This window comes from Cohnella panacarvi Gsoil 349 (assembly GCF_000515335.1).
Classification (GTDB): Bacteria; Bacillota; Bacilli; order Paenibacillales; family Paenibacillaceae; genus Cohnella; species Cohnella panacarvi.
In genome coordinates this window covers 878,052-899,795 of record NZ_KI911563.1, presented here as the reverse complement: position 1 = coordinate 899,795, position 21,744 = coordinate 878,052, and the positions used below count along the sequence as shown (strand labels likewise).

General features: G+C 56.4%; 25 protein-coding genes. 24 read left to right on the top strand and 1 reads right to left on the bottom strand.

The genetic code is table 11. The features are described from left to right. Positions 1 to 191 precede the first annotated feature (191 nt). The 19 genes from trpE to COHPA_RS0104090 all read left to right on the top strand — a co-directional run bounded on the left by trpE (position 192) and on the right by COHPA_RS0104090 (position 17,797). The gene (trpE, locus tag COHPA_RS0104180; protein ID WP_027084946.1) at positions 192 to 1,754 is read left to right on the top strand and encodes an anthranilate synthase component I; all 1,563 of its coding nucleotides are present in this window, start codon (positions 192 to 194) and stop codon (positions 1,752 to 1,754) included. Between the two features lie 53 nt (positions 1,755 to 1,807). After that, entirely contained in the window at positions 1,808 to 2,854 is a 1,047-nt protein-coding gene (gene trpD, locus COHPA_RS0104175; protein ID WP_027084945.1) for an anthranilate phosphoribosyltransferase, read from the top strand. After that, positions 2,844 to 3,650 carry an indole-3-glycerol phosphate synthase TrpC gene (gene trpC / locus COHPA_RS0104170; RefSeq protein WP_027084944.1) on the top strand — a complete coding sequence of 269 codons (807 nt, stop codon included), beginning with the start codon at positions 2,844 to 2,846 and terminating at the stop codon, positions 3,648 to 3,650. The genes trpD and trpC overlap by 11 nt, the downstream gene beginning before the upstream one ends. Next, the gene (locus COHPA_RS0104165) at positions 3,647 to 4,315 is read left to right on the top strand and encodes a phosphoribosylanthranilate isomerase (RefSeq protein WP_027084943.1); all 669 of its coding nucleotides are present in this window, start codon (positions 3,647 to 3,649) and stop codon (positions 4,313 to 4,315) included. The genes trpC and COHPA_RS0104165 overlap by 4 nt, the downstream gene beginning before the upstream one ends. Next, positions 4,312 to 5,547 carry a tryptophan synthase subunit beta gene (gene trpB, locus COHPA_RS0104160; RefSeq protein WP_027084942.1) on the top strand — a complete coding sequence of 412 codons (1,236 nt, stop codon included), beginning with the start codon at positions 4,312 to 4,314 and terminating at the stop codon, positions 5,545 to 5,547. The genes COHPA_RS0104165 and trpB overlap by 4 nt, the downstream gene beginning before the upstream one ends. Further along, entirely contained in the window at positions 5,544 to 6,380 is an 837-nt protein-coding gene (gene trpA, locus COHPA_RS0104155; RefSeq protein WP_027084941.1) for a tryptophan synthase subunit alpha, read from the top strand. The genes trpB and trpA overlap by 4 nt, the downstream gene beginning before the upstream one ends. A 222-nt stretch (positions 6,381 to 6,602) precedes the next feature. Further along, complete coding sequence (hisC, locus tag COHPA_RS0104150; protein WP_027084940.1) at positions 6,603 to 7,694, top strand: histidinol-phosphate transaminase; 1,092 nt, start codon at positions 6,603 to 6,605, stop codon at positions 7,692 to 7,694. A 4-nt stretch (positions 7,695 to 7,698) separates the two neighbouring features. Continuing rightward, the gene (locus COHPA_RS0104145) at positions 7,699 to 8,820 is read left to right on the top strand and encodes a prephenate dehydrogenase (RefSeq protein ID WP_027084939.1); all 1,122 of its coding nucleotides are present in this window, start codon (positions 7,699 to 7,701) and stop codon (positions 8,818 to 8,820) included. Between the two features lie 813 nt (positions 8,821 to 9,633). Then, positions 9,634 to 10,230, top strand: coding sequence for an RNA polymerase sigma factor (locus COHPA_RS0104140; RefSeq protein ID WP_035120031.1), 597 nt, complete (start codon positions 9,634 to 9,636; stop codon positions 10,228 to 10,230). Beyond that, a complete protein-coding gene (locus COHPA_RS0104135) occupies positions 10,227 to 10,829 on the top strand; it encodes an anti-sigma factor family protein (RefSeq protein ID WP_027084937.1) in 603 nt (200 codons plus the stop codon). The genes COHPA_RS0104140 and COHPA_RS0104135 overlap by 4 nt, the downstream gene beginning before the upstream one ends. Further along, positions 10,826 to 11,422: a histidine phosphatase family protein gene (locus COHPA_RS0104130; RefSeq protein ID WP_027084936.1), complete on the top strand. Its 597-nt coding sequence runs from the start codon at positions 10,826 to 10,828 to the stop codon at positions 11,420 to 11,422. Before COHPA_RS0104135 ends, COHPA_RS0104130 begins: the two co-directional genes overlap by 4 nt. A gap of 118 nt (positions 11,423 to 11,540) precedes the next feature. Further along, complete coding sequence (locus tag COHPA_RS0104125; RefSeq protein WP_027084935.1) at positions 11,541 to 12,761, top strand: hypothetical protein; 1,221 nt, start codon at positions 11,541 to 11,543, stop codon at positions 12,759 to 12,761. A 134-nt stretch (positions 12,762 to 12,895) separates the two neighbouring features. Then, positions 12,896 to 13,078 (top strand): IDEAL domain-containing protein, encoded by a 183-nt coding sequence (locus COHPA_RS0104120; RefSeq protein ID WP_027084934.1) that lies wholly within the window; start codon positions 12,896 to 12,898, stop codon positions 13,076 to 13,078. A gap of 150 nt (positions 13,079 to 13,228) precedes the next feature. Continuing rightward, a complete protein-coding gene (locus COHPA_RS0104115; protein WP_027084933.1) occupies positions 13,229 to 13,660 on the top strand; it encodes a DUF2487 family protein in 432 nt (143 codons plus the stop codon). 255 nt (positions 13,661 to 13,915) lie between these two features. Then, the gene (locus tag COHPA_RS0104110; RefSeq protein WP_027084932.1) at positions 13,916 to 14,446 is read left to right on the top strand and encodes a Rieske (2Fe-2S) protein; all 531 of its coding nucleotides are present in this window, start codon (positions 13,916 to 13,918) and stop codon (positions 14,444 to 14,446) included. A gap of 23 nt (positions 14,447 to 14,469) precedes the next feature. Beyond that, positions 14,470 to 15,141 (top strand): menaquinol-cytochrome c reductase cytochrome b subunit, encoded by a 672-nt coding sequence (qcrB, locus tag COHPA_RS0104105; protein WP_027084931.1) that lies wholly within the window; start codon positions 14,470 to 14,472, stop codon positions 15,139 to 15,141. A gap of 19 nt (positions 15,142 to 15,160) precedes the next feature. Then, complete coding sequence (locus COHPA_RS0104100; protein WP_027084930.1) at positions 15,161 to 16,036, top strand: c-type cytochrome; 876 nt, start codon at positions 15,161 to 15,163, stop codon at positions 16,034 to 16,036. 92 nt (positions 16,037 to 16,128) lie between these two features. Continuing rightward, positions 16,129 to 16,773, top strand: a complete 645-nt coding sequence (locus tag COHPA_RS0104095) for a DUF1405 domain-containing protein (RefSeq protein ID WP_027084929.1) — start codon at positions 16,129 to 16,131, stop codon at positions 16,771 to 16,773. A gap of 52 nt (positions 16,774 to 16,825) precedes the next feature. Beyond that, on the top strand, positions 16,826 to 17,797 hold the full coding sequence (locus COHPA_RS0104090) for a sporulation protein YpjB (protein WP_027084928.1): 972 nt from the start codon (positions 16,826 to 16,828) through the stop codon (positions 17,795 to 17,797). Positions 17,798 to 17,820: 23 nt separating this feature from the next. Here the strand turns inward: COHPA_RS0104090 and COHPA_RS0104085 are convergent, their stop codons facing one another. Then, complete coding sequence (locus COHPA_RS0104085; RefSeq protein ID WP_027084927.1) at positions 17,821 to 18,690, bottom strand: YitT family protein; 870 nt, start codon at positions 18,688 to 18,690, stop codon at positions 17,821 to 17,823. A gap of 88 nt (positions 18,691 to 18,778) precedes the next feature. Here COHPA_RS0104085 and COHPA_RS0104080 point away from each other — a divergent pair, with 88 nt between their 5' ends. The 5 genes from COHPA_RS0104080 to bshB1 are packed head-to-tail and all read left to right on the top strand — an operon-like array spanning position 18,779 to position 21,708. Then, entirely contained in the window at positions 18,779 to 19,147 is a 369-nt protein-coding gene (locus COHPA_RS0104080; RefSeq protein ID WP_027084926.1) for a nucleotide pyrophosphohydrolase, read from the top strand. 44 nt (positions 19,148 to 19,191) lie between these two features. Beyond that, positions 19,192 to 19,740, top strand: a complete 549-nt coding sequence (locus COHPA_RS0104075) for a tetratricopeptide repeat protein (RefSeq protein ID WP_027084925.1) — start codon at positions 19,192 to 19,194, stop codon at positions 19,738 to 19,740. A 5-nt stretch (positions 19,741 to 19,745) separates the two neighbouring features. After that, entirely contained in the window at positions 19,746 to 20,549 is an 804-nt protein-coding gene (gene dapB, locus COHPA_RS0104070; RefSeq protein WP_027084924.1) for a 4-hydroxy-tetrahydrodipicolinate reductase, read from the top strand. Positions 20,550 to 20,587: 38 nt separating this feature from the next. After that, positions 20,588 to 21,010: a methylglyoxal synthase gene (locus tag COHPA_RS0104065; protein WP_027084923.1), complete on the top strand. Its 423-nt coding sequence runs from the start codon at positions 20,588 to 20,590 to the stop codon at positions 21,008 to 21,010. A 5-nt stretch (positions 21,011 to 21,015) separates the two neighbouring features. Then, positions 21,016 to 21,708, top strand: coding sequence for a bacillithiol biosynthesis deacetylase BshB1 (gene bshB1 / locus COHPA_RS0104060; RefSeq protein ID WP_084760938.1), 693 nt, complete (start codon positions 21,016 to 21,018; stop codon positions 21,706 to 21,708). Positions 21,709 to 21,744 lie beyond the last annotated feature (36 nt).

Sequence of the window (21,744 nt, the reverse complement as noted above, 5' to 3'; positions counted from 1 at the left end):
CAACTTACGCGGAGCCAGCCGAGTAGAGTAGAGCCGAGATGAGCGGAGCGATCGCGCCACTTGTAGCGCATGGGCGTACTATGTCCATGTCACAAGCCGATGGCGCAGGCAGCACCCTTATCGGAATCGACGCGCGCCTCTGCGAAGCAGGGGTGCTTTTTTATTGGCTGAATACAAGGGAGAGATGACCGATGAACGATCAGGAATTGCAAGGCATTATCGCGCTCGCGGGCAAATACAACGTGATACCGGTCGTGCGCAGGTTGCTTGCCGACACCGAAACGCCGATTCGCGTGTTCCAGCACTTAAGCAGCGACAAACGCGCGTTTTTGCTGGAGAGCGTCGAAGGCGGAGCCAAATGGGCGCGCTATTCCTTCATCGGCACCGACCCTTTTCTCGTTCTTAGGCTGAAGAAAAATAAACTGTCGCTCGAGCAAGACGGCAAGACGGAATACCACGTCACCGATCGACCGCTCCAGTTGCTCCGGGAGAAGCTGCGCTCCTACCGAAGCCCGCAGATCGCCGACTTGCCGCCTTTCACCGGCGGGGCGATCGGATTTTTCGGCTACGATCTCCTGCAATATTACGAGCGCAAACTGCCGCCGCACGGCATCGACGATCTGAACATGGACGACATGCAATTCATGTTCTGCGACCAAGTGATCGTGTTCGACCATTTCAAGCAGTACGTCCTCGTCATCGGCAACGTGCACGTCAGGGATGGCGCATCCGACAAGATGATCGAGGAAGCCTACGCCGAAACATGCGAAGCGATCGACGCGACGATCGAGCGCCTGCAGCAGCCGTTGCCGCCGGTCAAGTCGAGAGGTACTCCGCCGCAAGATCCGGACCTTGGCGAGATCAAGTCGAACTTGACGAAGGAGAAGTTCCTGGACAACGTCAATCAGGCGAAAGAATACATCCGGGCGGGCGATATTTTCCAGGTGGTATTGTCCCAACGGTTCCATATCGAAACCGAAGTCGAACCGCTTCACGTCTACCGCGTGCTGAGAACGATGAACCCTTCGCCGTACATGTACTACTTGAAGCTTGACGACGAAGTGATCGTGGGAACGTCGCCCGAGCTGCTCGTAAAAGTCGACAATGGCAAAGTCGAGACGCGCCCGATCGCGGGCACGCGTCCTCGCGGGAAGACGCCGGAAGAAGACTTGGCGCTGGAGAAGGAGTTGCTCGCCGACGAGAAAGAACGCGCGGAGCACGTCATGCTCGTCGATCTGGGACGCAACGATATCGGCCGAGTGTCCACGTACGGTACGGTCAAGTGCGACAGCTATATGGAAATCGAGCGCTACTCCCACGTCATGCATATCGTCTCGAACGTGACCGGACAGCTGCGTCCGGACAAAGATTTCTATGACGCGTTCTTGTCCTGTCTGCCTGCGGGAACCGTATCCGGCGCGCCGAAGCTAAGAGCGATGGAGATCATCGCCGAGCTGGAAAATGAGGCAAGAGGCGCGTACGCGGGCGCGATCGGATATCTCGGGTTCTCCGGGAATCTGAACACCTGCATCACGATTCGGACGATTATTTTCAAGAACGGCAAAGCTTACGTCCAAGCCGGTGCCGGAATCGTATGGGATTCCGTGCCGGAGAACGAATACGAAGAGACGGTAAATAAGGCGAAGGGAATGCTCAAAGCGATCCGCGCGGCGGAAGCGGCATTCCCGCCATCGCCGGCGAAGTCGACGATAGCCGTAATCGGAGACAGACGCACGAACCTGGATTACGATTGATCGCGCAATACGCCGCAGTACGATGAGATGTGAGAGAGAGGACGGATGACGAGATGAGCGAAACGATGACGGTTACGCTGCCGCAAGCGCTAGCAAAGCTGATGAAAGGCGAAAACCTGACGCGTGACGAAGCGTTCGGCGCGATGACGACGATTATGAAAGGCGAGGCGACACCGGCGCAGATCGGCGGAACGATGGTCGCGCTACGGATGAAGGGCGAGACGGTCGACGAAATTACCGGATTTGCCGAAGCGATGCGTTCTTACGCCAACACGGTGCGCACCGAACGCGAGGACTTGCTTGACACGTGCGGAACGGGCGGGTCCGGCATTCATAAGTTCAACATCTCGACCGTGTCCGCGGTTATCGCGGCCGCGGCAGGCGCCCGCGTCGCCAAGCACGGCAACCGCGCGATGTCCGGCAAAGCCGGAAGCGCGGACGTGCTCGAGGCGCTCGGCGTCAACATCAACTTGACCGCGGAGCAAGCCGCGACTTGCCTCGAGCAGACGGGCATCACGTTCATGTTCGCGCAGCTGTATCATCCGGCGTTGAAGCACGCCGCGGGTCCTCGCCGCGAGCTGGGCGTTCGTACGATCTTCAACATGCTCGGACCGCTCGCCAATCCGGCGAATGCCGACCGCCAGCTCATCGGTCTGTATGACCGTACGCGCACGGCAACGGTTGCCCAAGTGCTCGGCCGCCTCGGATTGAAGCGCGCGATGGTCGTCGGCAGCCACGACGGGCTGGACGAAATCAGCATTTCCGCGCCGACTCAAGTGTCCGAGCTTCGGAATGGCGAAGTAACTACTTATGATATAACGCCCGAGCAGCTCGGGCTGACGACGCTTCCGCTGAGCGAGGTGCAAGGCGGAGACGCGACGGAGAACGCCGCGATCATCCGCAGGGTGTTGTCGGGGGAGCGAAGCGCGTATCGCGACGTCGTGCTCGCGAACGCCGGGGCTTGCATTTATGTGTCCGGGCGTGCACAATCGTTAGCAGACGGCGTGCGGGTCGCCGCGGAGACGATCGATTCCGGACGCGCCGAAAGCAAATTGCAGCAATGGATTGCTACGACGGGAGAAGTGAGCCATGTTTCTTGATCGGATCGTTGCCACCAAGCGCCAAGAAGTAGAGGCGCTCAAACAAACTTTATCGATAGCCGATGCGGAGAAGTCGATCTCGGCGTTAGCTCCGTGCCGCGGCTTCGAGCGCGCGCTCGCCAGTCGCAACCGTCCGGTCGGGCTGATCACGGAAGTGAAGAAGGCAAGCCCCTCCAAAGGATTAATTCGCCCGGATTTTCATCCGGTATCGCTTGCGAAGCAATATGAAGCCGCGGGTACCGACTGCATTTCCGTGCTTACGGATACGGATTATTTTCAAGGCAGCAACGCGTACTTGACGCAAATCCGCGAGGAAGTGAAAGTGCCGCTCCTTCGCAAAGACTTCACGATCGACGAACGGCAAATTTACGAAGCGAGAGTCATTGGCGCGGACGCGATCCTTCTGATCGCAGCTATCCTATCGAAACGGCAGTTGTCCTCTTTCCATGCGCTTGCCCGCGATCTCGGCTTGGACGTCCTCGTCGAAGTGCACAACCGTCCCGAGCTGGAGACGGTGCTAGAGATCGGACAAGCGACGCTGATCGGCGTCAATAACCGGGATTTAAAGACGTTCGTGACGGATCTTAAAGTAACCGAGCAACTGATCGGCTTAATGCCGAAAGGCGTGCTGGCCGTCAGCGAAAGCGCAATCTCCTCGCCGGATGACGTAGCGTTCGTTCGGGGGGCAGGCGCGCAGGCGGTCCTCGTAGGCGAGCACTTCATGCGCCGGCCGGACGTTCAGGCGGCAGTCAACGATTTGCTAGGACCGGCGTCGAAGGCAGGCGCGGCGGGATGAGCGTTCAAGCCGAACAGTCCAAAATAAAAATATGCGGCATTAAAGAAGAAGCGACGTTGATCGGAATGGCCGGTCTATCCGTCGACTACATCGGGTTTATGTTCGCCGAGAAAAGCCGCCGGCGGGTGTCGCCGGCGCAAGCGGGTCAACTGCATGAATTATCGCGCTCGATTAAGATGGCGGACGGCTTGCCGCCGCGAACGGTCGGCGTGTTCGTCAATCCGACGATGGAGCTGATTGCGGAGACGCTTCAGGCTGTACCCCTCGATGTCGTGCAGCTTCACGGCGAGGAATCTCCGGACTTCTGCCGGCAAGTCGGCGACAGGTTCGGGATCGAGATATGGCGCGCGCTGGCGGTGACGGAAGATCCCGGGCCGGAACGCTTGCAAGCTTTCGCAGGCGCCGTCACGACGATTCTACTCGACACGGCCGGCGGCGGAACAGGCGTCGCTTTCGGTTGGGACGTCATACCGGCGTACCAAGTCGAAGCCGCCAAACACGGTTTGAAGCTAATGATCGCCGGGGGGCTCAACCCCGACAATGCCGAGCGGTTAATGGCAAGCTACCGTCCCTACGGCGTCGACGTTTCGAGCGGCGTAGAGACGGACGGCGTCAAAGATAATGCCAAAATCTCCGCCTTCGCGGAAAGGGTGAAACGTTCATGACACAAGCATCGCAAGCGCCTACGGCGCAATCCGTACCCGACGAGCACGGCCGATTCGGCCCCTTTGGCGGCAAATACGTACCCGAGACGTTAATGAACGCTCTGATCGAGCTGGAAGAGGCGTATCTCAAATACAAGGACGATCCGGAATTCATCGAGGAAGTCCGTTATTTATTGAAGCAATATTCCGGCCGTCCGACGCCGCTCTACTATGCCGAACGTCTATCGAACCATCTCGGCGGAGCGAAAATCTACTTGAAGCGCGAAGATCTGAACCATACCGGGGCGCACAAAATCAACAACACGATCGGACAGGCGGTACTGGCTAAGCGCATGGGCAAGAAAAAAGTCATCGCGGAGACGGGAGCGGGCCAGCACGGCGTCGCATCCGCGACCGTAGCTGCGCTCATGGGACTCGAGTGCAAAGTGTTCATGGGCGAGGAAGACACGAAGCGCCAAGCGCTGAACGTGTTCCGCATGAAGCTGCTCGGCTCCGAGGTTATTCCGGTTACGTCCGGCACGCGCACGCTCAAAGACGCATGCAACGAGACGCTCCGTTATTGGGTCAGCAACGTTAACGACACGTATTACATCCTCGGTTCAGTAACGGGGCCGCATCCGTATCCGATGATGGTTCGCGACTTTCAGCGCATTATCGGTCTTGAAGCTCGCGAGCAAGTGCTCGAAGCCGAAGGCCGCTTGCCGGACGTCGTCGTCGCCGCCGTCGGAGGCGGAAGCAACGCGATCGGCATCTTTCATCCGTTCATTGACGATAAGACGGTTCGGTTGGTTGGGGTAGAGGCGGCAGGCCGAGGCGTTGATACCGAGGAGCATGCGGCGACGATGACCAAAGGCCGTCCGGGCGTATTCCAGGGCTCGATGAGCTACGTGCTTCAGGACGAAGGCGGCCAGGTGCTGCCGGCGCATTCGATTTCCGCGGGACTAGACTATCCGGGCATCGGACCGGAGCATGCGTACCTGAAAGACGTCAAACGCGCGGAATACTTCCCGATTACGGACGCGGAGGCGCTGGATGCGCTGGGCATACTGTCCCGGATGGAAGGTATCATTCCGGCGCTGGAATCCGCTCATGCCATCGCGCAAGCGATGAAGCTGGCTCCAACGATGGCCAAAGACGAGATTATGATCGTCAACTTGTCCGGTCGCGGCGACAAAGACGTCGAATCGATCATCGCCTACCACGCCAAGTTGGAAAAGGGGGAGAAGCTATGAGTACGACGACCGCCCCTAACGCGATCGATGCCGTATTCGCCGAGTTGAAGGCGAGAGGCGAAACCGCGCTCATTCCGTTCATGACGATGGGAGATCCGGATCTGGATACGTCCGTCGCGCTCGTGCAAGCCGCGGAGAAAGCCGGCGCGCATATGATCGAGCTCGGCGTCCCCTATTCCGATCCGCTTGCCGACGGTCCTGTCATCCAACGCGCCTCGGAACGTGCGCTTAAGAACCGCATCGGTCTCGTCGACTGCATGGCCGTGGCCAGCAAAGCCCGCGAACGCGGCGTGAAGATGCCGTTCATTTTATTTACTTATTACAATCCGGCTCTTCAGCTCGGCTTGAACGCTTTCTTCTCTTTGCTGAAGGAACACGGCTTTAGCGGTGTGATCATTCCCGATCTTCCCCTCGAGGAAGACGGGGAAGCGCGGGCGATCGCCGAGGCGTCCGGCATCCATCTCATTCCGCTCGTCGCTCCGACATCCGAAGCGAGAGTGGAGCGGATTGCCGCCAATGCCAAAGGCTTCGTCTACTGCGTCTCGTCGCTGGGCGTTACCGGCGTCCGCACTTCGTTCCACGAAGGCATCGAAGGCTTCCTGGCCACGGTTCGCAAAGCGGCCAAAGTGCCGATCTGCGTCGGTTTCGGCATCTCGTCGCGAGAGCACGCGGAACGGTTCGCCGGGCTGTGCGACGGCGTCATCGTCGGCAGCGCGATCGTGCGCAAAGTGGAAGAAGCGTTGCCGCAGCTTGCTTCGGCGGAAACAAGCGAACGAGACAAAGGAGTTCAAGCCGTACAATCGTTCATCGCCGATCTGAAACCGCGAAAGTAATGAGAGGATTTTAAACTTTACAGCGTTGAAGCAATGAGTAATAATAGAATACACATTCCATACGGAGCGACGGTAGCATCGCCTAAATCAGGCGGTTGCGGACACGCTCCGTTTGCCGTAATCGAGGGTGAGTTAGTGCGAACCCGACGAGGATTCAAATGTATCGAGGGTGAGTTAGTGCGAACCCGACGAGGATTCAAATGTATCGAGGAGGAAACCCCAATGCAAGTGAAACCGAATATCGCGAACCTGCCGGTGTATCAACCGGGCAAACCCGTCGACGACGTAAAGCGTGAGCTGGGCCTTAGCGAGATCATCAAGCTGGCGTCCAACGAGAACCCGTTCGGCTGTTCGCCGAAGGCTAAATCTGCCATCGAGCAAGAGTTGAACCAGCTCAGCATCTACCCGGACGGCGCCGCCGTCCATCTTACGAACGAGCTGGCCAAACATCACGGCGTCAATGCCGACCAAATTATTTTAGGAGCAGGCTCGGACGAAGTCATTCTGATGCTGGCGCGCGCGTATCTCTTGCCAGGCGACGAGACGATCATGGCCGACCTGACCTTCTCCCAATATAAGCACAACGCGCAAGTCGAGAACGCGGTCATTATCGAAGTGCCGATGAAGAACGGTACGCACGATCTGCCGGCGATGCTCGCCCGCGTCACGAACAAGACCAAAATCATCTGGGTGTGCAATCCGAACAATCCTACGGGAACGATCGTAACGAAGCAAGAAGTCGAGGATTTCCTCGCGAAAGTGCCTCAGAACGTGATGGTTGTCCTTGACGAAGCATACTGCGAATATATCGAGGACCCTGCGTATCCGAACGGACTCGAACTGCTGCAACGTTATCCTAACCTCGTCGTCCTGCGCACGTTCTCGAAGATTTACGGCTTGGCCGCGCTCCGCGTGGGCTACGGTATCGCTCGCGCCGACGTGATCCGCGCCGTCAATCCGATCCGTCCGCCGTTCAATACGTCGCGCGTCGGCCAAGCGGCTGCGGCTGCGGCGCTGGAGGACGAAGCGTTCATCGCGTCCTGCCGCGAAGCGAATAAGAAGGGCCTTCAATATTTGAACGCCCAATTTGCAGAGATGGGTCTTACGCCTTTCCCGGCATACGGCAACTTCATTATGGTCGACGTGAAGCGCAACGGCTACGACGTATACAACGCGCTGTTGCGCAAAGGCATTATCATCAGAGCGGGCTTCGGAGAGAGCTATATTCGCATCACGGTCGGCAGCCAGGAGCAGAACGAGAAAGTGATCGCTGCGCTGAAAGCCGTGCTGCAAGAAGTCGAGGCAAAGGTGTGAAGGCATGAGCGGCGAGTTTAGCGAGTTTAACGGTACGGTGCGGGTCGCCATATTCGGCGTCGGACTCATGGGCGGATCGCTCGCGCTATGCTTTAAAGGCAAGCCCGGCTTCCGAGTCATCGGCCATTCCGTTAACCCGAAATCGGTAGAGAAATACATGGCTCACGGCGTAGTAGACGAAGCGACGACATCGTTGGAAGAGGCGGCGAAGGATGCAGACTTCATCTTCGTCTGCGTGCCGGTCGGCATGCTCGACGATTATATGGACAGCTTGTCCCGCATCCGGCTGAAGCCCGGCTGCATCGTGACGGACGTCGGGAGCACGAAAGCTTCGGTCGTCCGTCACGCTTCGCAGCTTGCGCTGCAGGGCGGCGTCTTCATCGGCGGCCACCCGATGGCCGGAGGGGAGCGTTCCGGAGTCGAAGCGGCAAGCTCGCATCTATACGAGAACGCTTATTACGTGCTGACGCCGACTTCGGATACGCCGCCGGAAGCGCTGGCGCGCCTCGAGAAGTTGCTGAAGTACACGAAAGCGCATATCGTGAAGGTCGACGCGGTCCTGCACGATACGATCGTCGGGGCGATCAGCCATTTGCCGCACGTCATCGCGGCTGCTCTCGTCAACCAGATTGCCGGTTACAACGAGAGCAACGGCCTATACGCCGTATTGGCGGCCGGCGGATTCCGCGATATTACGCGTATCGCGTCCAGCGATCCGATCATGTGGCGAGATATTCTTCTGAACAACCGCGACGTCGTGCTAAAGCTGATCGAAGATTGGCAGCAGGAGATGAACCGGTTCTCGGCTCAGATCGCCGCAGGCGACGGAGAGGCCGTGGCGGAGCAGTTCCGTACGGCGGGCGAGTTCCGAAGCAGTCTGCCCGAACGTCGCAAAGGCGTCATTACTTCTATCTACGAATGTTATGTCGACGTCCCAGATCATCCTGGCATCATCGGACGAATCGCGACCGAGCTTGGCGACGCTGCGATCAACCTCAGCAACCTGCAAATTATCGAAAGCAGGGATGACGTCCCCGGCGTTCTGAGACTAAGCTTCCGCAAAGAAGACGATCTCGAGAAAGCCGTTCAGCTTCTCACGAAGCTGAATTATACCGTCCATAAGTAACGCGGTTACGCCGCCCGGCCGATTGGCTGGGCGGTTTTTTATTCGGGAATTTTCGGGCAGGGCAGGTGTAACACTCCTGAGCGAAGGGGATATCGATATAAAGGTTGAATAAATAAATACCAATCGACAGTTATTTATACCCGTACTCCTCTAAAAGAAATAATAACAGCACAACGATAGTTAATTTGAGCGCAAACCGCCGATAGACCGACTTTCCCCTTCGAATAACTGCGTATGGTTGTTATTTTGCGATAAACGGAAGTTACTAAGAAAATAAATGCTAATCGTTGTTATTCGGCAGTCAAGTCAAGCCAAACCAAGTCAAGTCAAGTCAAGTCAAGTCAAGTTTCCGATGGTTTCGTTGGCAGTAGGAGCGCGAATGAACGGGGGTCAAGGATAAGCTTATTTCTTGCAAGGCAAGCAAATGAAAACGCTTAAAAAATAGTATTGACAAAATGAAAACGTATACAATATAATAAAAGTACAGTATGGTTTCTCTCCACTCCTATCCAATCCTAGCACTATGTGCAACCACCCCTCCGGGGTGGTCTTTTTTTTTCTCTCCGATAGATAATTTCTTTGAGGTTCCTGAGCATATCATGAGAATTAGGACATATTTCCCTTGGATATTTGAGAAAGTTTTAAGGTCATTTAATGAATACCTGTGATACAATAGCAGAGATCATTTGTAAAATACTGGCTTCCTATAGGGAAATGCGCGATAGGCGCGCAACTTTTTCGTCCGCTGTCGGTACAATGGTATATACCGGCTGCGCACGTTCACCCTACACGGGGGGAGGGTCGCGGAAGATGATGACCGATTCCCAGCTCATTCGGGAAATCAAAGACGGCAACGTTGAGCTATACGCCACGTTAATGGGCCGTTATCAGAAGAAAATATTAGCCTTCGTATTCCATATGTTGAAGAGCGCCAAGCTCGAGCTGTTGGCCGAAGACTTGAGCTCGGAGACGTTCTACAAAGCTTACCGAAGCTTGCATTCCTTCAGGGAAGTAGACGCTTCATTCTCTACATGGCTGTACACGATCGCCCGCAACACGGTGCTTAGCGAGCTTCGCAAACAGAAAGCGACCCATATGTCGCTTGATGACACGACATACGTTCCCGCGGCGCCGGCCGAGGCGGCTCCCGAGCAGCAGTTGCTGCGCAGCGAGAAGGTCACGATGGTTCGGGAAGCGATCAACAGCTTGCCGGAGAAACAGCGATCGGCTCTTATTCTAAGGGAGTACGACGGGATGGATTATCAGGAGATCGCCAACATTCTCGGTCAGACCGTGAGCTCGGTGAAATCGCTGCTGTTCAGGGCTAGAGCGAGCGTGAAGGCGCAATTGGAGAACTACTTTACGGAACCGGCGATCATGAAAGAGTACGAGGAGATGAAATTGCGATGAGATGCGAAGAAGCTGGAGAATGGTTCGGGGTCTATTGGGATCTGCCTGAGGATTCGCCGGAACGATTAGCCGTTGATTTGCATGTTCGGAATTGCAAGGCATGCGCGGAGGAATTCCGCATCTGGGAAGAGAGCGCGGCGATTATCCACGAGCTGCCTTCGGACGATCGCGCATTCGAGGAGCCTGCCGCGGTTCAATGGGTGAACGATAACGTCATGAACCGAATCTACTCGGAGCAAAGTTGGTACTTGCCTCCCGTTCGCCGGACTTACGCGTTCAGCTACGGCTTTAAACGGAAGATCGCCGGGTTGTTAGCCGCCTTGCTGGCGCTTTTCGTCAGCGGTTTCCTCTATACGACGATCGAAGGCGCCGACCGCTCCGAAGAGCGGATATCCGGCGTCATGGATACGGCCAACGCTTTCAGCACCGATCACGGTTTCGGGAACAGCATGCATCTCGAAGTGCCGGTAGCGAGCTTGGGCGACTCGATCATGCTTAACGTAACGCCGGCGATGCCGCAGTATTGGGTTGCCCTCTCGATGCTAGGGATTGTCATGACGCTGCTCATTCTGAACTGGCTTTCCAGGGTCCGCTCATGACCAAGGCGGGGACAATCGGATGGATCCGGCATGGCGTCACGGAATGGAATCAACTGGGCAAAATTCAAGGCGTGACGGACATCCCGCTTAGTCCAGAGGGAATCGAGCAAGCGAAGCTGCTCGCGGAGCGGCTTGCTAACGAAAGCATGCGGTGGGACGGCATCGTCGTCAGCGATTTGGATCGGGCGGCGACAACCGGCCGAATTATCGCGCAGCGGCTTGGCCTGCGGCTCTTGACCGACGCAAGGCTGCGCGAACGGTCCTTCGGCCAAGCCGAAGGGATGACGCTCTCCGAACGATTAGAGCGTTGGGGCGAAGATTGGCGCAAGCACATCCCCGATCAAGAACAGACGGATTCGGTCGTGAAGCGAGGACGGCAATTCGTGAACGAACTCTTCTCGAACCATCCGGGCGAATCCTGGTTAGCCGTATCGCATGGGAGCTTCTTGTCCGCGATGATCCATTCGATGCTCGGCGAAGTTCCCGAAGGTTATATCCAGAACGTCTCGCTGACGGTACTGGAGCAGCAGGGCGAAGGCTGGAAGCCGCTCATTCATAATTGCACGCTGCATTTGCAAACCGCGAACTCGTAGAACGGAACGACTGCCCCGAGAGAAGGGGCGAGTCGTTTTTTTGTTGTCCGACAACGTTTAAAGCCCGCCGCATGGGCCGATAATGGACATTAAATGCTCCATGAGGCGGGGAATGCCTATGAATTTAGCCGAAATGCTCGTCTATGCGGACATCGCCGAACTGACGGCCATCGCGGAGACTTACGAATGCACGTGCAGCAGCCATTCCAAGAACGAGCTGATCCAATCGATCCTGTCCACGGTCGGGCGAAGAGATGTCATCGAATCGAGAATCGGCGAGATGACGGCCGCGGATTTGAGGTTCTTGAATTCGCTGCTATTCGAAAGCCGAGGCTCGTACAGTCTCGAAGAGCTGAAGGCGCGCGCGCTCGCCGGCGAACCGGCGGCTCCCAAGCCTGCGAACGATAACCAGCAAGCCGTTCCGATTGCGACGGAAGCCCCATCGAGCCGTTCCCGCAAAGCCAAAAGCAAATTGCCGGATGCGCCCCTCGCACCCGAAGATGTCGCTCGCCGCGCTATCGCCCGTTTCAGAAAATTCGGCTGGCTGTTCTGCGGCTTTTCTCAGCAAACCCGATATTTGTACCAAGTGCCCGAAGACGTCAAGAAAAGGTTAAGCGATGCATTGGAACGGCGCTACCGTACGATGCTGGAAGCAAGAGAAGAGCCGCCCGCCTATCGGGACGAAGGCACGCTTATGCTGGACGACTTGCTGCAGCTGCTTAAATTCGTTAGAGACAACGATTTGCAGATTACTTCCGAAGGCGTGCTCTACAAGCGTCAAATCGGGCAGTTGATCGAACGTCTCGCCGTCGGCGAAGCGATTCCTACGCGCGGGGGCTGGCGGTTCGGCTACGGCAGGCATTTTCGCGATTACCCTGACCGTCTCTCGTTGCTATACGATTTCGCGTACTATCACAAGCTGGTAGACGAAGGGGCGGATCGCTTGACGATTACCGAAGCGGGCCGCAATATCGCCGATGGGTTCGCGCGACCCGATCCGCAGGAGCTGTTTCGATTCTGGCAACGTTTGTACAAGGGGCCGATTCCGAACGTATCGACGCTGGTCCAATGGGTCATGCGCTTAGCTTCGGAGTGGGTCACGGTCGAATCGCTGTTCGCGATCTTGCAACCGCTCGTCCGTTCCTACTATTACGATACGAGTAGAGACGTATTCGAGCGGCGCGTTCTCGCGATGCTGATGCACCAGGGCATGATTAAATGGGGACAGACGGCAGCGGGGGAGGACGTCGTTCGCGCCACTATGCAAGGGAAATCGCTTGTTGCGGGAAACGTCCTCGCTTTCGAGGATACAATCGTGCTGAACAAGGAAGCGAATTAGGCATATGCACATTGATGGGAACGCGGGCTTTCGTCTTGTACTCGAGACGACGCGGTGAATATGATTTTAGTAGGGGCCAGCGCAAACGCATCCAGGAGCGGCCCTTTACGCCGGATTAATCGGAGGTGCAACGAATGGACAACATGAAAGTCGCCTATGAGACGATGCTGGGGTTGGCGGCAGAAATGGTCCTGGACGAAGCGCTGCGCAATTACCGGACGGAGAAGATTTATCACGCAATCGATGAAGCGCTCGCCCAAGGAGATGTCGAATCATTTCGGCGACTAACCGACGAATTGAAGACGATACGGCCATAGATTTCGCAAGACCGCACGCCGGTCAACTCATAGTTCTAGGCAAGCCCGACCTCGCGGTTGGGTTTTTCTTTTAATGCAGACGTTTTTGCAGTAGGATGTAGGTTGTAGGTTGTAGGTTGGACGCAGTCGATCGCGCAAGGAGAGAGAAAGATGAAGTTTAACGAAATAAGCGAGGAAAGCTGGGCTGAACTGCAGCCGTTCCTCGACACGTGCTTGCTTCCGGTATCCGGGTTAACCGGCGCGGAGTCGCCATGGGAAGCGACGGAACGAATTCTTAAGACGGGCGACTGGTTATCGCCGCTGGAGAAAGCTTTCCACGGGCGGACGGTCACGATGCCCGCCTACCATTACGATCGGGCCGGAGGAGACGGCTCCGAAGGGGCGAAAGAACTCGTCGCGCGGCTGAAAAAGAGCGGTTTCCGTTACGTGGTCGTCGTGAGCGGACAAGCAGGAGGCGTTCCGGAAAGCGTTACGGAAGCGAGTCTCGTCGTTCAGCCGGCCGACGACGCGGAGCAGCCGGATCCCGACGCCCTGCGACAAGCCGTTATGGCGATGTGGCGGGCGGGCGCAGGCAAAGATTAAGCGCAGCTTGCATGCGATGTTGTTATCGGGACGCATAAATAAGCCGCCCTGTAGCAAACAATATGGCGAGATATCCCACGGAGAAATGTGACAATTTGAGAACATTTTAACCCTGCATTTCGCACGGGGCGGGGAAACTCGGCGGCCGATTCTTGACGCTCTATATCGCGTGGGCTATTATAGTTATGTCCTTGTGAACAAACTGTTAAAGTCCGTATCGGACAAGAGATTGGTGGGGCAAAGGGGGTAGAATGAATGGACCACAATAAGCAGCAAGATACCGCGCACGCACCGGCTCAGCGCAAAGAAATGACAAGAAGGCAGTTTTTGTCGTATACGCTGGGCGGAGCAGGGGCCTTCATGGCAGGCGGCGCCATTTTACCGATGATCCGCTTTGCTGTAGATCCTATATTGCAAAAGAAGGAAAAAGGTAATTTCGTTAAAGTTATCGAAGAAAGCAAAGTGACGAGCGAACCGACCGAGGTGAAGTTCAAAGTTCATCAGGTGGACGGCTGGTACGAGAGCGATCCGAAGCTGTCCGCATGGATCGCGAAAGGCGATGACGGCAAAATCTTCGCTTTGTCCCCCGTATGTAAGCACCTTGGATGTACGGTGAGCTGGGCTGCGGAATCCCCGACGGAGTACCATTGTCCTTGTCACGGGGCAAGATATACCAAAGACGGAAAAACCTTGGCGGTCGCACCTAAATCGCTGGATGAGTACGAAGTGAAATTGGACAACGGCTGGGTGTACCTCGGACCGATTGAGCCGAATACTCGCGCGTAGCAGAAGGAGGGCTTCTCAGTCCCATGTTCAAAAGTATGTACAATTGGATTGACGAACGTCTCGACATCACTCCGATGTGGCGCGATATCGCCGATCACGAGGTGCCTGAGCACGTTAACCCGGCTCATCATTTCTCGGCTTTCGTCTACTGCTTCGGCGGGTTGACGTTTTTCATTACCGTCATTCAAATTTTGTCGGGTATGTTTCTGACGATGTATTACGTGCCGGATATCATTAACGCTTATTACAGCGTTGACTATCTCCAGCATCAGGTAGCCTTCGGTGCGATCGTTCGCGGCATGCACCACTGGGGCGCAAGTCTAGTAATCGTAATGATGTTCCTACATACCCTTCGGGTGTTCTTCACCGGTTCCTACAAGGCGCCGCGCGAAATGAACTGGATCGTCGGTATGTTGATTTTCTTCGTCATGCTGGGCCTCGGTTTCACGGGATATTTGCTTCCTTGGGACAACAAAGCTTACTACGCGACGAAGGTAGGTCTGGAAATCGCGGGCTCCGTGCCGTACTTGGGCGATTACATCAAGGAATTGATGAACGGCGGTACGATCGTAGGCGCGCAAACGCTGACCCGGTTCTTCGCTATCCACGTGTTCTTCTTGCCAGGCGCGTTGCTCGCCCTGCTTGCCGGACACTTCATTATGATTCGTAAACAGGGCATCTCCGGGCCGCTGTAACAGAAGGGAGTGGCTAGCGTTGGCACATAAACATGATCCTAATGAGAAAATCGTATACGTAGGCGACTCGCGCATTCGGAAACGCGCCAAGTCGAACGTTTCGCCGCCGGATTACACCGCATTCCCGGGCAAGTCGGAAGCTTTTATCCCGAACTTCTTGCTCAAGGAATGGATGGTAGGCGTCGTCGTATTGGTCGGTTTCCTCGTGCTCGTTATCGCGGAACCGGCTCCGCTCGGCTATCCGGCGGACCCGCTTAACAGTTCGTTCATCCCGATGCCGGACTGGTACTTCCTGTTCTTGTACCAGCTCCTCAAGTATCCTTACGCATCCGGAGACTATATCGTGCTCGGGATTCTAGGTCTTTCCGGTATTCCGTTCATCGCCCTCTTGCTTGCGCCGTTCCTCGACACGGGCAAGGAGCGCCGCTTCTACAGACGTCCGATCGCATCTTCTTTGATGCTCGTATCGCTCGCCGCGATCGCTTATCTGACATGGGTGTCTTGGGACCACTATCAGCACGAGCTCGCGAAGAACGGAGTCATTCCGGAGCATATCGAGCGCGAGATCAAGAACGAAGAGTCGATCGAGAAGGGTCTCGGACGCTGGGTACCCGGCAAAGAGAAGATCCCTGCGATGGTCGAAGCGGAAGACGTTGCTTTCACGGAGACGATGACGCAAGCGGCATGTATCACTTGCCACGGCTCCGAGCTTGAAGGCGGCGTAGGGCCTGCGCTTCGCGGCATCGGCGACGCGCGTTCGAAAGAAGAGCTCTTCGATGCGATCATGAACGGCAAAGGCGAAGGAATGCCTCCTTTCAAAGGAACGCTTACGGATGATCAAATCGAGAAAGTCGCGACTTGGCTGTCTAAGCAGAAAGCAGCCGCGGCAGAGTAACGACGGACATAATCAGTTCAATCCCGAATGGTGGCGCCGGCAAGACGAGCGTCACCATTTTTTCTTAATGCGTTTGTTTAGGAGGAGTCCGATTGAGTTGGCTTTTGCTGCAATCCAGAACGCTCTTGTTGCACCGCAAGACGCTATGGCTCATGATGATCATCTACATTCCAGGGACGGCATACGGTTATTACTGGTATAAGAATCAACTGATACGTACGTGGGACGACCATCCGATGTGGCATATTCCGTTCGTTCCGGATAGTCCGACGGCTTCGCTCTTTTTCGCGCTCGCGGTATTATGGCTTTGGCTGCAGCCCGCACACTCGGAATCGGCTGTCGCGGGTACGGTCCGCGGAATCGTGGAAGCGCTCGGCGTCGTGACGTCGGTCAAATACGGCATATGGGCGACCGTCATTATTTTCTGGGGACAAGCCCAGGGCGATATTCTCGTATGGGAGCATTGGATGCTCGTGATCGGGCATTCGGCGATGGCGGTTACCGCTCTGCTCTACGCGAGGTTTTTCACGTTCGGTTGGGTTTCGTTGATCGTCGCCGCGGGCTGGACTTTCCTGAACGACACGATCGATTACACGTTCGATGTGTATCCTTCGCTTCCGTGGCAGCTGGACGACGACCTGCTGGCGGTCGGATGGTTTACTTTCCTGCTGACGGCCTTTAGCGTGTCGGCGGCAGCGTTGGCTAGATTCGCGACGAACGAGAAAAAGCTGGACTAGCCGTTCTAGTCTCGGATAGACCCTCATACGTTAAAGGTAGGAGGGGATGTCCGTGAGAGGGCTGAAGAGCGCGCGAAGGTTGGGATTAAGCGTCGTATCGGCAGTCGCCTTGCTGTTAGCGCTGCCTGGCGCGGCAAACGGCGGCGTCTACGATTCGGATGCCGTGCAACACGGCTCGGAGGCACGGGATATCGCGGATGTTTCCTCTTCCTCCTTGGAGGAATACGATCATTTTTTGCGTTCGGCAACCGTATTGTATCGTGCCGTCAATGAGGACGACGTCTCTCTCATGTCGCAAAGCGCGGTCGTCGTGCAGCAACGGTATGATTCGCTTCCGTTGTCGGATGCGGCTTTAATAGACGGCATGCAAGCGCTTGGGGAGCAATTGAAGCAGACGAAGCGTTCGATTGCCCTTGCCGCGCCGGACAAGCGGCGGTTGAAGGAGGAAGCGGCTTCTTTATTGCTGGCTGCGGACGCGATGGCGAATCCGACGCAGCCGCTATGGCACGACTATCGTACGGTAATCGCGGAAGATTTAAGAGCGTTGCGCGTTGCGCTTAACGGGGATGGCGGGGAAACCGTCCGAGGAGCTGACCTGATCGGTGCCGGGGTAGCGGTAAACCGTCTGCGATCCCATTACGGGCTCATCCGGACGTCCGCGCTCTTGGAGACGGCGCCTCTAAACGTCGTTCGCGGCGACAGCGTCCTGCGCTACGCCTCCATCGTGATCGGTTCCGAATCCAGCAATCTGGCGCTCGCCCACGGGGCGTTGCAGCCGCTCGAGGAAGCGCTGCTTGCGGTATTCCCCGGCGCTTCGGACGAACCGTCCGCCGTCGTGCCCGCCGTTGCCGGAGCCTCCTGGGGGTGGACCGCGATGATGGGATCGTTCATCGTCACCGTTCTAACGTGGGCCGGTTGGCGCAGATACAAGGATGAAGGCGTTGCGGGCATGACGAGAAAGAACGACGGCGAAGTTCGCGAAGACGCCGCGGAACGTCTGCTGAAGCGGTGGAGAAACCGTTAATGTGCAAGCCGTGTCCAAGCTGTTTATTCCTCGCGGAACCCTTCTCCCAGCACGTCATGCACGTCGTTAATGACGATGAAAGCCCGTTTGTCGTGAAGACGAACGAGGCTTTTTAATTTGCGGATTTCGAAGCGGCTGACGACGCAGTAGACGATTGTTTTCGGTTCTTTGGAGAATCCGCCGACCGCGGGCATCAGGGTGACTCCCCGATCGAGCTCGCGGGTGATCTCGGCGGCGAGCTTCTCCGGCTCATGGCATAGAATCGTGAACGCTTTAGCCGCGTAAGCTCCCTCTTGGATGAAATCGATCACCTTGGAAGCGATAAAGACGCTGACGAGCGTATACAACACTTTTTCCTTCGGGATGAACAGCAGCGATATACCCAAGATAAGCACGTCGAGCGAAAGAATGATCTGTCCCATGCTCCAACCACGCATCCGATGGAGTATGCGGGCGACGATATCGACTCCTCCCGTCGTGCCGCCGCCGCGGAACACGAGTCCGAGTCCGGCGCCCAGCGTAACCCCCGCATAGAGAACGACCAGGATGAAATCTTGCTGCGAGCGGAATGGAGTCATTCCGCCTTCCTCCACGAGCTTCTCGGCTACCCATAGGAACGCGGAGAGCAGCAGCGTGCCCGCGAACGTGTAGATCATGGCGCTCTTGCCCAATTGGCGCCAGCCGAGCAGGAAGAGAGGCAGATTGATGAGGAGAGACGTTAAGTACACGGGCAGATCCGCCGCGTAATTCAGAAGCACCGCTACGCCGGTTACGCCGCCTTCCATCAGCATGTTCGGAATGATGAAATATTGAAGCCCGAAGGCGTATATGGCCGTGCCGGCGACAATGAGACTCCAGCTTTTAACAGCGTTCCACAAACGAGTGCGGTTCATCGTCAATCCCTCCAAAAATGCATTTGTTTTCGATAACGTCTTACGCTAACATAGGATTGAAACCTTCGCGAAAGGAAAGAACCGGTAGATGGGAGAATCCCGCATTGCAGATAAGACGTTAACGCAGCGTCCTCTGTCCGATATTCAGCGCGAAGTCGACGCTTATATCGGTCAATTCAAGGAAGGATACTTCTCGCCGCTCGCGATGCTGGCCCGAATGACCGAGGAAGTCGGGGAACTCGCCAGGGAAGTGAACCACGAATTCGGCGAGAAGCCCAAAAAGCGCGACGAAGCCGACAATTCCATCGAGATGGAGCTCGGCGATATTCTCTTTATCGTCATTTGCTTCGCGAATGCTTTGGGCATCGATCTGACGGAAGCCCATCGCAAAGTGATGGAGAAGTTCAATACGCGGGACGCCGACCGATGGACCAAGAAGGACACCGATAACGGCTAGATTTCATATGCTGTACCATCCCTGATTAAAGGAGGATGGTCGGCATGGACGGAGAAGCCTACGTCCGGCAAGCGTACGAAGCCATCTTACAGGGCGATTTCGAGCTTGCCTTGAACGGTTTCCAACAAGCGATCGCGGCGGAACCGAACAATGCGTCTTATTATTATAAAGGCTCCGTAACGTGCGCGCGCAGCGGAAAGCTTCCGCTGGCGATGGCTTACGCGCTCAAGGCGCTGGAACTTGCGCCGGAAGATCCGACTTACGTGCTGCACTACCGGACGATCAAGGCCAAGCAGCTAATATCCGATGCGAGATTCAGACTTCAGGCCGCTGCGCCGAACATGGAGCTGTGCATCGAAGAACTGAAAGAGGCGACTCGGCTCGATCCGCTCTCCGTGGAAGCCTACTTGCTACTCGGCGTCGTCTATCGGCTGCGCCGAGATTATCGGAGCTCCTTGGCGTATTTGCGAGAGGCGGAGGCGCTCGAGCCGCAGAGCGAGGAAGTTCGCCGATTGCTTCGCGAAGTGAGAGCCGAGCGGCGTCGTTCCATCAAACAGCAATATACGAACCCCAATCCGAAAAGAAACAGGTGATACGCATGTCGCAAATCATTAAGGTCGCGGTTGCCGGCGCAAGCGGGCGCATGGGCCGCGAGGTCGTACGAATGGTATTGGAGGACCCCGAGCTTAAGCTCGTGGCCGCGGTAGCCAGAAGCGCGGGTCCTGTCGACGCAGGATCGCTTGCCGGCAAGCCGACTACCGGCGTGATCGTCCAACCGGACTTGGAAGACGCATTAAGGTCGTCGCAAGCGGACGTCTTGGTCGATTTCACGGCTCCGAGGTTCGCCATGCCGAATACGGAAACCGCGATCCGCTACGGCGTTCGTCCGGTAATGGGCACGACCGGCTTTACGCCGGAGCAGATCGTCGACTTGGACAAGCAATGCAAGGAGCGCGGAATCGGCGGCTTAATCGCTCCGAATTTCTCGATCGGGGCGATTCTGATGATGAAGTTTTCCGCGATGGCTGCCAAGTATTTTCCCCATGTGGAAATCATTGAATACCATGGAGATCAGAAATTAGACGCCCCGTCCGGCACGTCGATCAAAACCGCGGAATGGATCTCCGAGGCGCGCCAGGAGCTGCGGCAAGGGAATCCGAACGAAGAAGAAGTGATCGAGGGAGCAAGAGGCGGATACTACAACGGCTTCCGCATACATAGCGTAAGGCTTCCGGGCGTATTCGCCCAGCAAGAGGTCGTATTCGGCGCATTCGGGCAGACGCTGAAGATCCGCCACGATTCGTATGACCGGGCAGGCTACATGCCGGGCGTCAATACGGCAATCAAGAAGGTAATGTCCACGACGGGAATGGTGTATGGGTTCGAGCATTTTCTAGACTAACGCGCGGGCGCAAGACCCGGCAGAGGAGAATCGCACCTATGATGGATATCGCACTTATCGCGCATGACCGCAAGAAGGACGAGATGGTGAACTTCGCCATTGCCTACGAGCACGTGCTCAAGCATCATCGCTTATACGCGACCGGTACGACGGGCACTAGAATAATGGACAACACGGAGCTGTCCGTACACCGATTCATGTCGGGGCCGCTAGGCGGAGACCAGCAGATCGGAGCGCTCGTCGCGGAGAACAAAATGGACCTCATCATTTTCCTGCGGGACCCGCTTATGGCTCAGCCTCACGAGCCCGATATTATCGCGTTGCTTCGTCTTTGCGACGTGCAAGGGATTCCGGTGGCGACGAACGTGGCGACGGGAGAGTTGCTTATTAAGGCGCTCGAACGCGGAGATTTCGCATGGCGGGAGCTTGTGCACAAATATAAGCCGGGGATCGAAGAATGAGCGATATGAAATTGGACATGCTCGTTTTCGCGGCGCACGCGGACGATGCGGAGATCGGCATGGGCGGAACGATCGCCAAGCACGTCCAAGCGGGGTTTAAAGCGGGCATTATCGATCTGACCCGCGCCGAGATGTCATCGAACGGGGACGTGGATACCCGCTTGCGGGAAGCGGGGGCCGCTTCCGAGACGCTCGGCCTGGCGGTTAGGGACAATCTTGGGCTGCCGGATCGTCGCCTGGCTGCCGTTCCGGAGATGATAGACCGAATGGTCGCCGCCATTCGGACGTATCGTCCGCGCCTTGTCTTCGCACCCTATGGCATAGATAGGCATCCGGACCATGTCGCCTGCAGCAAAATGGCCGAAGAAGCCGTCTTCAGCGCCAAGCTGCGGCGATATATGCCGGAAATGCCCGCTTGGAACGTGGACCAGCTTATTTTTTATTTTATTAACGATGCCCACGTGCCGCAGCTTCTTGTGGACATTAGCGACACGCAAGAGATTAAGATGGAAGCCTTGAAGGCGTACCGTTCGCAATTCATGCCGGCGGGCGATCGGGCGGATTGGGTGGAAACCCCGCTTACCGCGGCTTATCTGGAAGCGGTCGTCGCCCGGGATCGGCTGCTCGGGCAACCGAAGCGACTCGCTTACGCGGAAGGCTTCATCCCGAAAGGTCCGATGACGGTCGATCGCTTCTAACGGATAACCCCTAGAGAATACATTGAACACAGCACG

Bases quoted from the DNA above. Each gene is read 5' to 3' on its own strand.
- COHPA_RS0104145 (WP_027084939.1), top strand. From the start codon at position 7,699: ATGAGCGGCGAGTTTAGCGAGTTTAACGGTACGGTGCGGGTCGCCATA.
- COHPA_RS0104080 (WP_027084926.1), top strand. From the start codon at position 18,779: ATGGGAGAATCCCGCATTGCAGATAAGACGTTAACGCAGCGTCCTCTG.
- bshB1 (WP_084760938.1), top strand. From the start codon at position 21,016: ATGAAATTGGACATGCTCGTTTTCGCGGCGCACGCGGACGATGCGGAG.
- trpA (WP_027084941.1), top strand. From the start codon at position 5,544: ATGAGTACGACGACCGCCCCTAACGCGATCGATGCCGTATTCGCCGAG.
- qcrB (WP_027084931.1), top strand. From the start codon at position 14,470: ATGTTCAAAAGTATGTACAATTGGATTGACGAACGTCTCGACATCACT.
- COHPA_RS0104165 (WP_027084943.1), top strand. From the start codon at position 3,647: ATGAGCGTTCAAGCCGAACAGTCCAAAATAAAAATATGCGGCATTAAA.
- trpE (WP_027084946.1), top strand. From the start codon at position 192: ATGAACGATCAGGAATTGCAAGGCATTATCGCGCTCGCGGGCAAATAC.
- COHPA_RS0104140 (WP_035120031.1), top strand. From the start codon at position 9,634: ATGACCGATTCCCAGCTCATTCGGGAAATCAAAGACGGCAACGTTGAG.
- COHPA_RS0104075 (WP_027084925.1), top strand. From the start codon at position 19,192: ATGGACGGAGAAGCCTACGTCCGGCAAGCGTACGAAGCCATCTTACAG.
- trpD (WP_027084945.1), top strand. From the start codon at position 1,808: ATGAGCGAAACGATGACGGTTACGCTGCCGCAAGCGCTAGCAAAGCTG.
- dapB (WP_027084924.1), top strand. From the start codon at position 19,746: ATGTCGCAAATCATTAAGGTCGCGGTTGCCGGCGCAAGCGGGCGCATG.
- trpB (WP_027084942.1), top strand. From the start codon at position 4,312: ATGACACAAGCATCGCAAGCGCCTACGGCGCAATCCGTACCCGACGAG.
- COHPA_RS0104110 (WP_027084932.1), top strand. From the start codon at position 13,916: ATGGACCACAATAAGCAGCAAGATACCGCGCACGCACCGGCTCAGCGC.
- COHPA_RS0104130 (WP_027084936.1), top strand. From the start codon at position 10,826: ATGACCAAGGCGGGGACAATCGGATGGATCCGGCATGGCGTCACGGAA.
- COHPA_RS0104085 (WP_027084927.1), bottom strand. From the start codon at position 18,690: ATGAACCGCACTCGTTTGTGGAACGCTGTTAAAAGCTGGAGTCTCATT.
- trpC (WP_027084944.1), top strand. From the start codon at position 2,844: ATGTTTCTTGATCGGATCGTTGCCACCAAGCGCCAAGAAGTAGAGGCG.
- COHPA_RS0104115 (WP_027084933.1), top strand. From the start codon at position 13,229: ATGAAGTTTAACGAAATAAGCGAGGAAAGCTGGGCTGAACTGCAGCCG.
- COHPA_RS0104065 (WP_027084923.1), top strand. From the start codon at position 20,588: ATGATGGATATCGCACTTATCGCGCATGACCGCAAGAAGGACGAGATG.
- COHPA_RS0104120 (WP_027084934.1), top strand. From the start codon at position 12,896: ATGGACAACATGAAAGTCGCCTATGAGACGATGCTGGGGTTGGCGGCA.
- COHPA_RS0104135 (WP_027084937.1), top strand. From the start codon at position 10,227: ATGAGATGCGAAGAAGCTGGAGAATGGTTCGGGGTCTATTGGGATCTG.
- COHPA_RS0104125 (WP_027084935.1), top strand. From the start codon at position 11,541: ATGAATTTAGCCGAAATGCTCGTCTATGCGGACATCGCCGAACTGACG.
- hisC (WP_027084940.1), top strand. From the start codon at position 6,603: ATGCAAGTGAAACCGAATATCGCGAACCTGCCGGTGTATCAACCGGGC.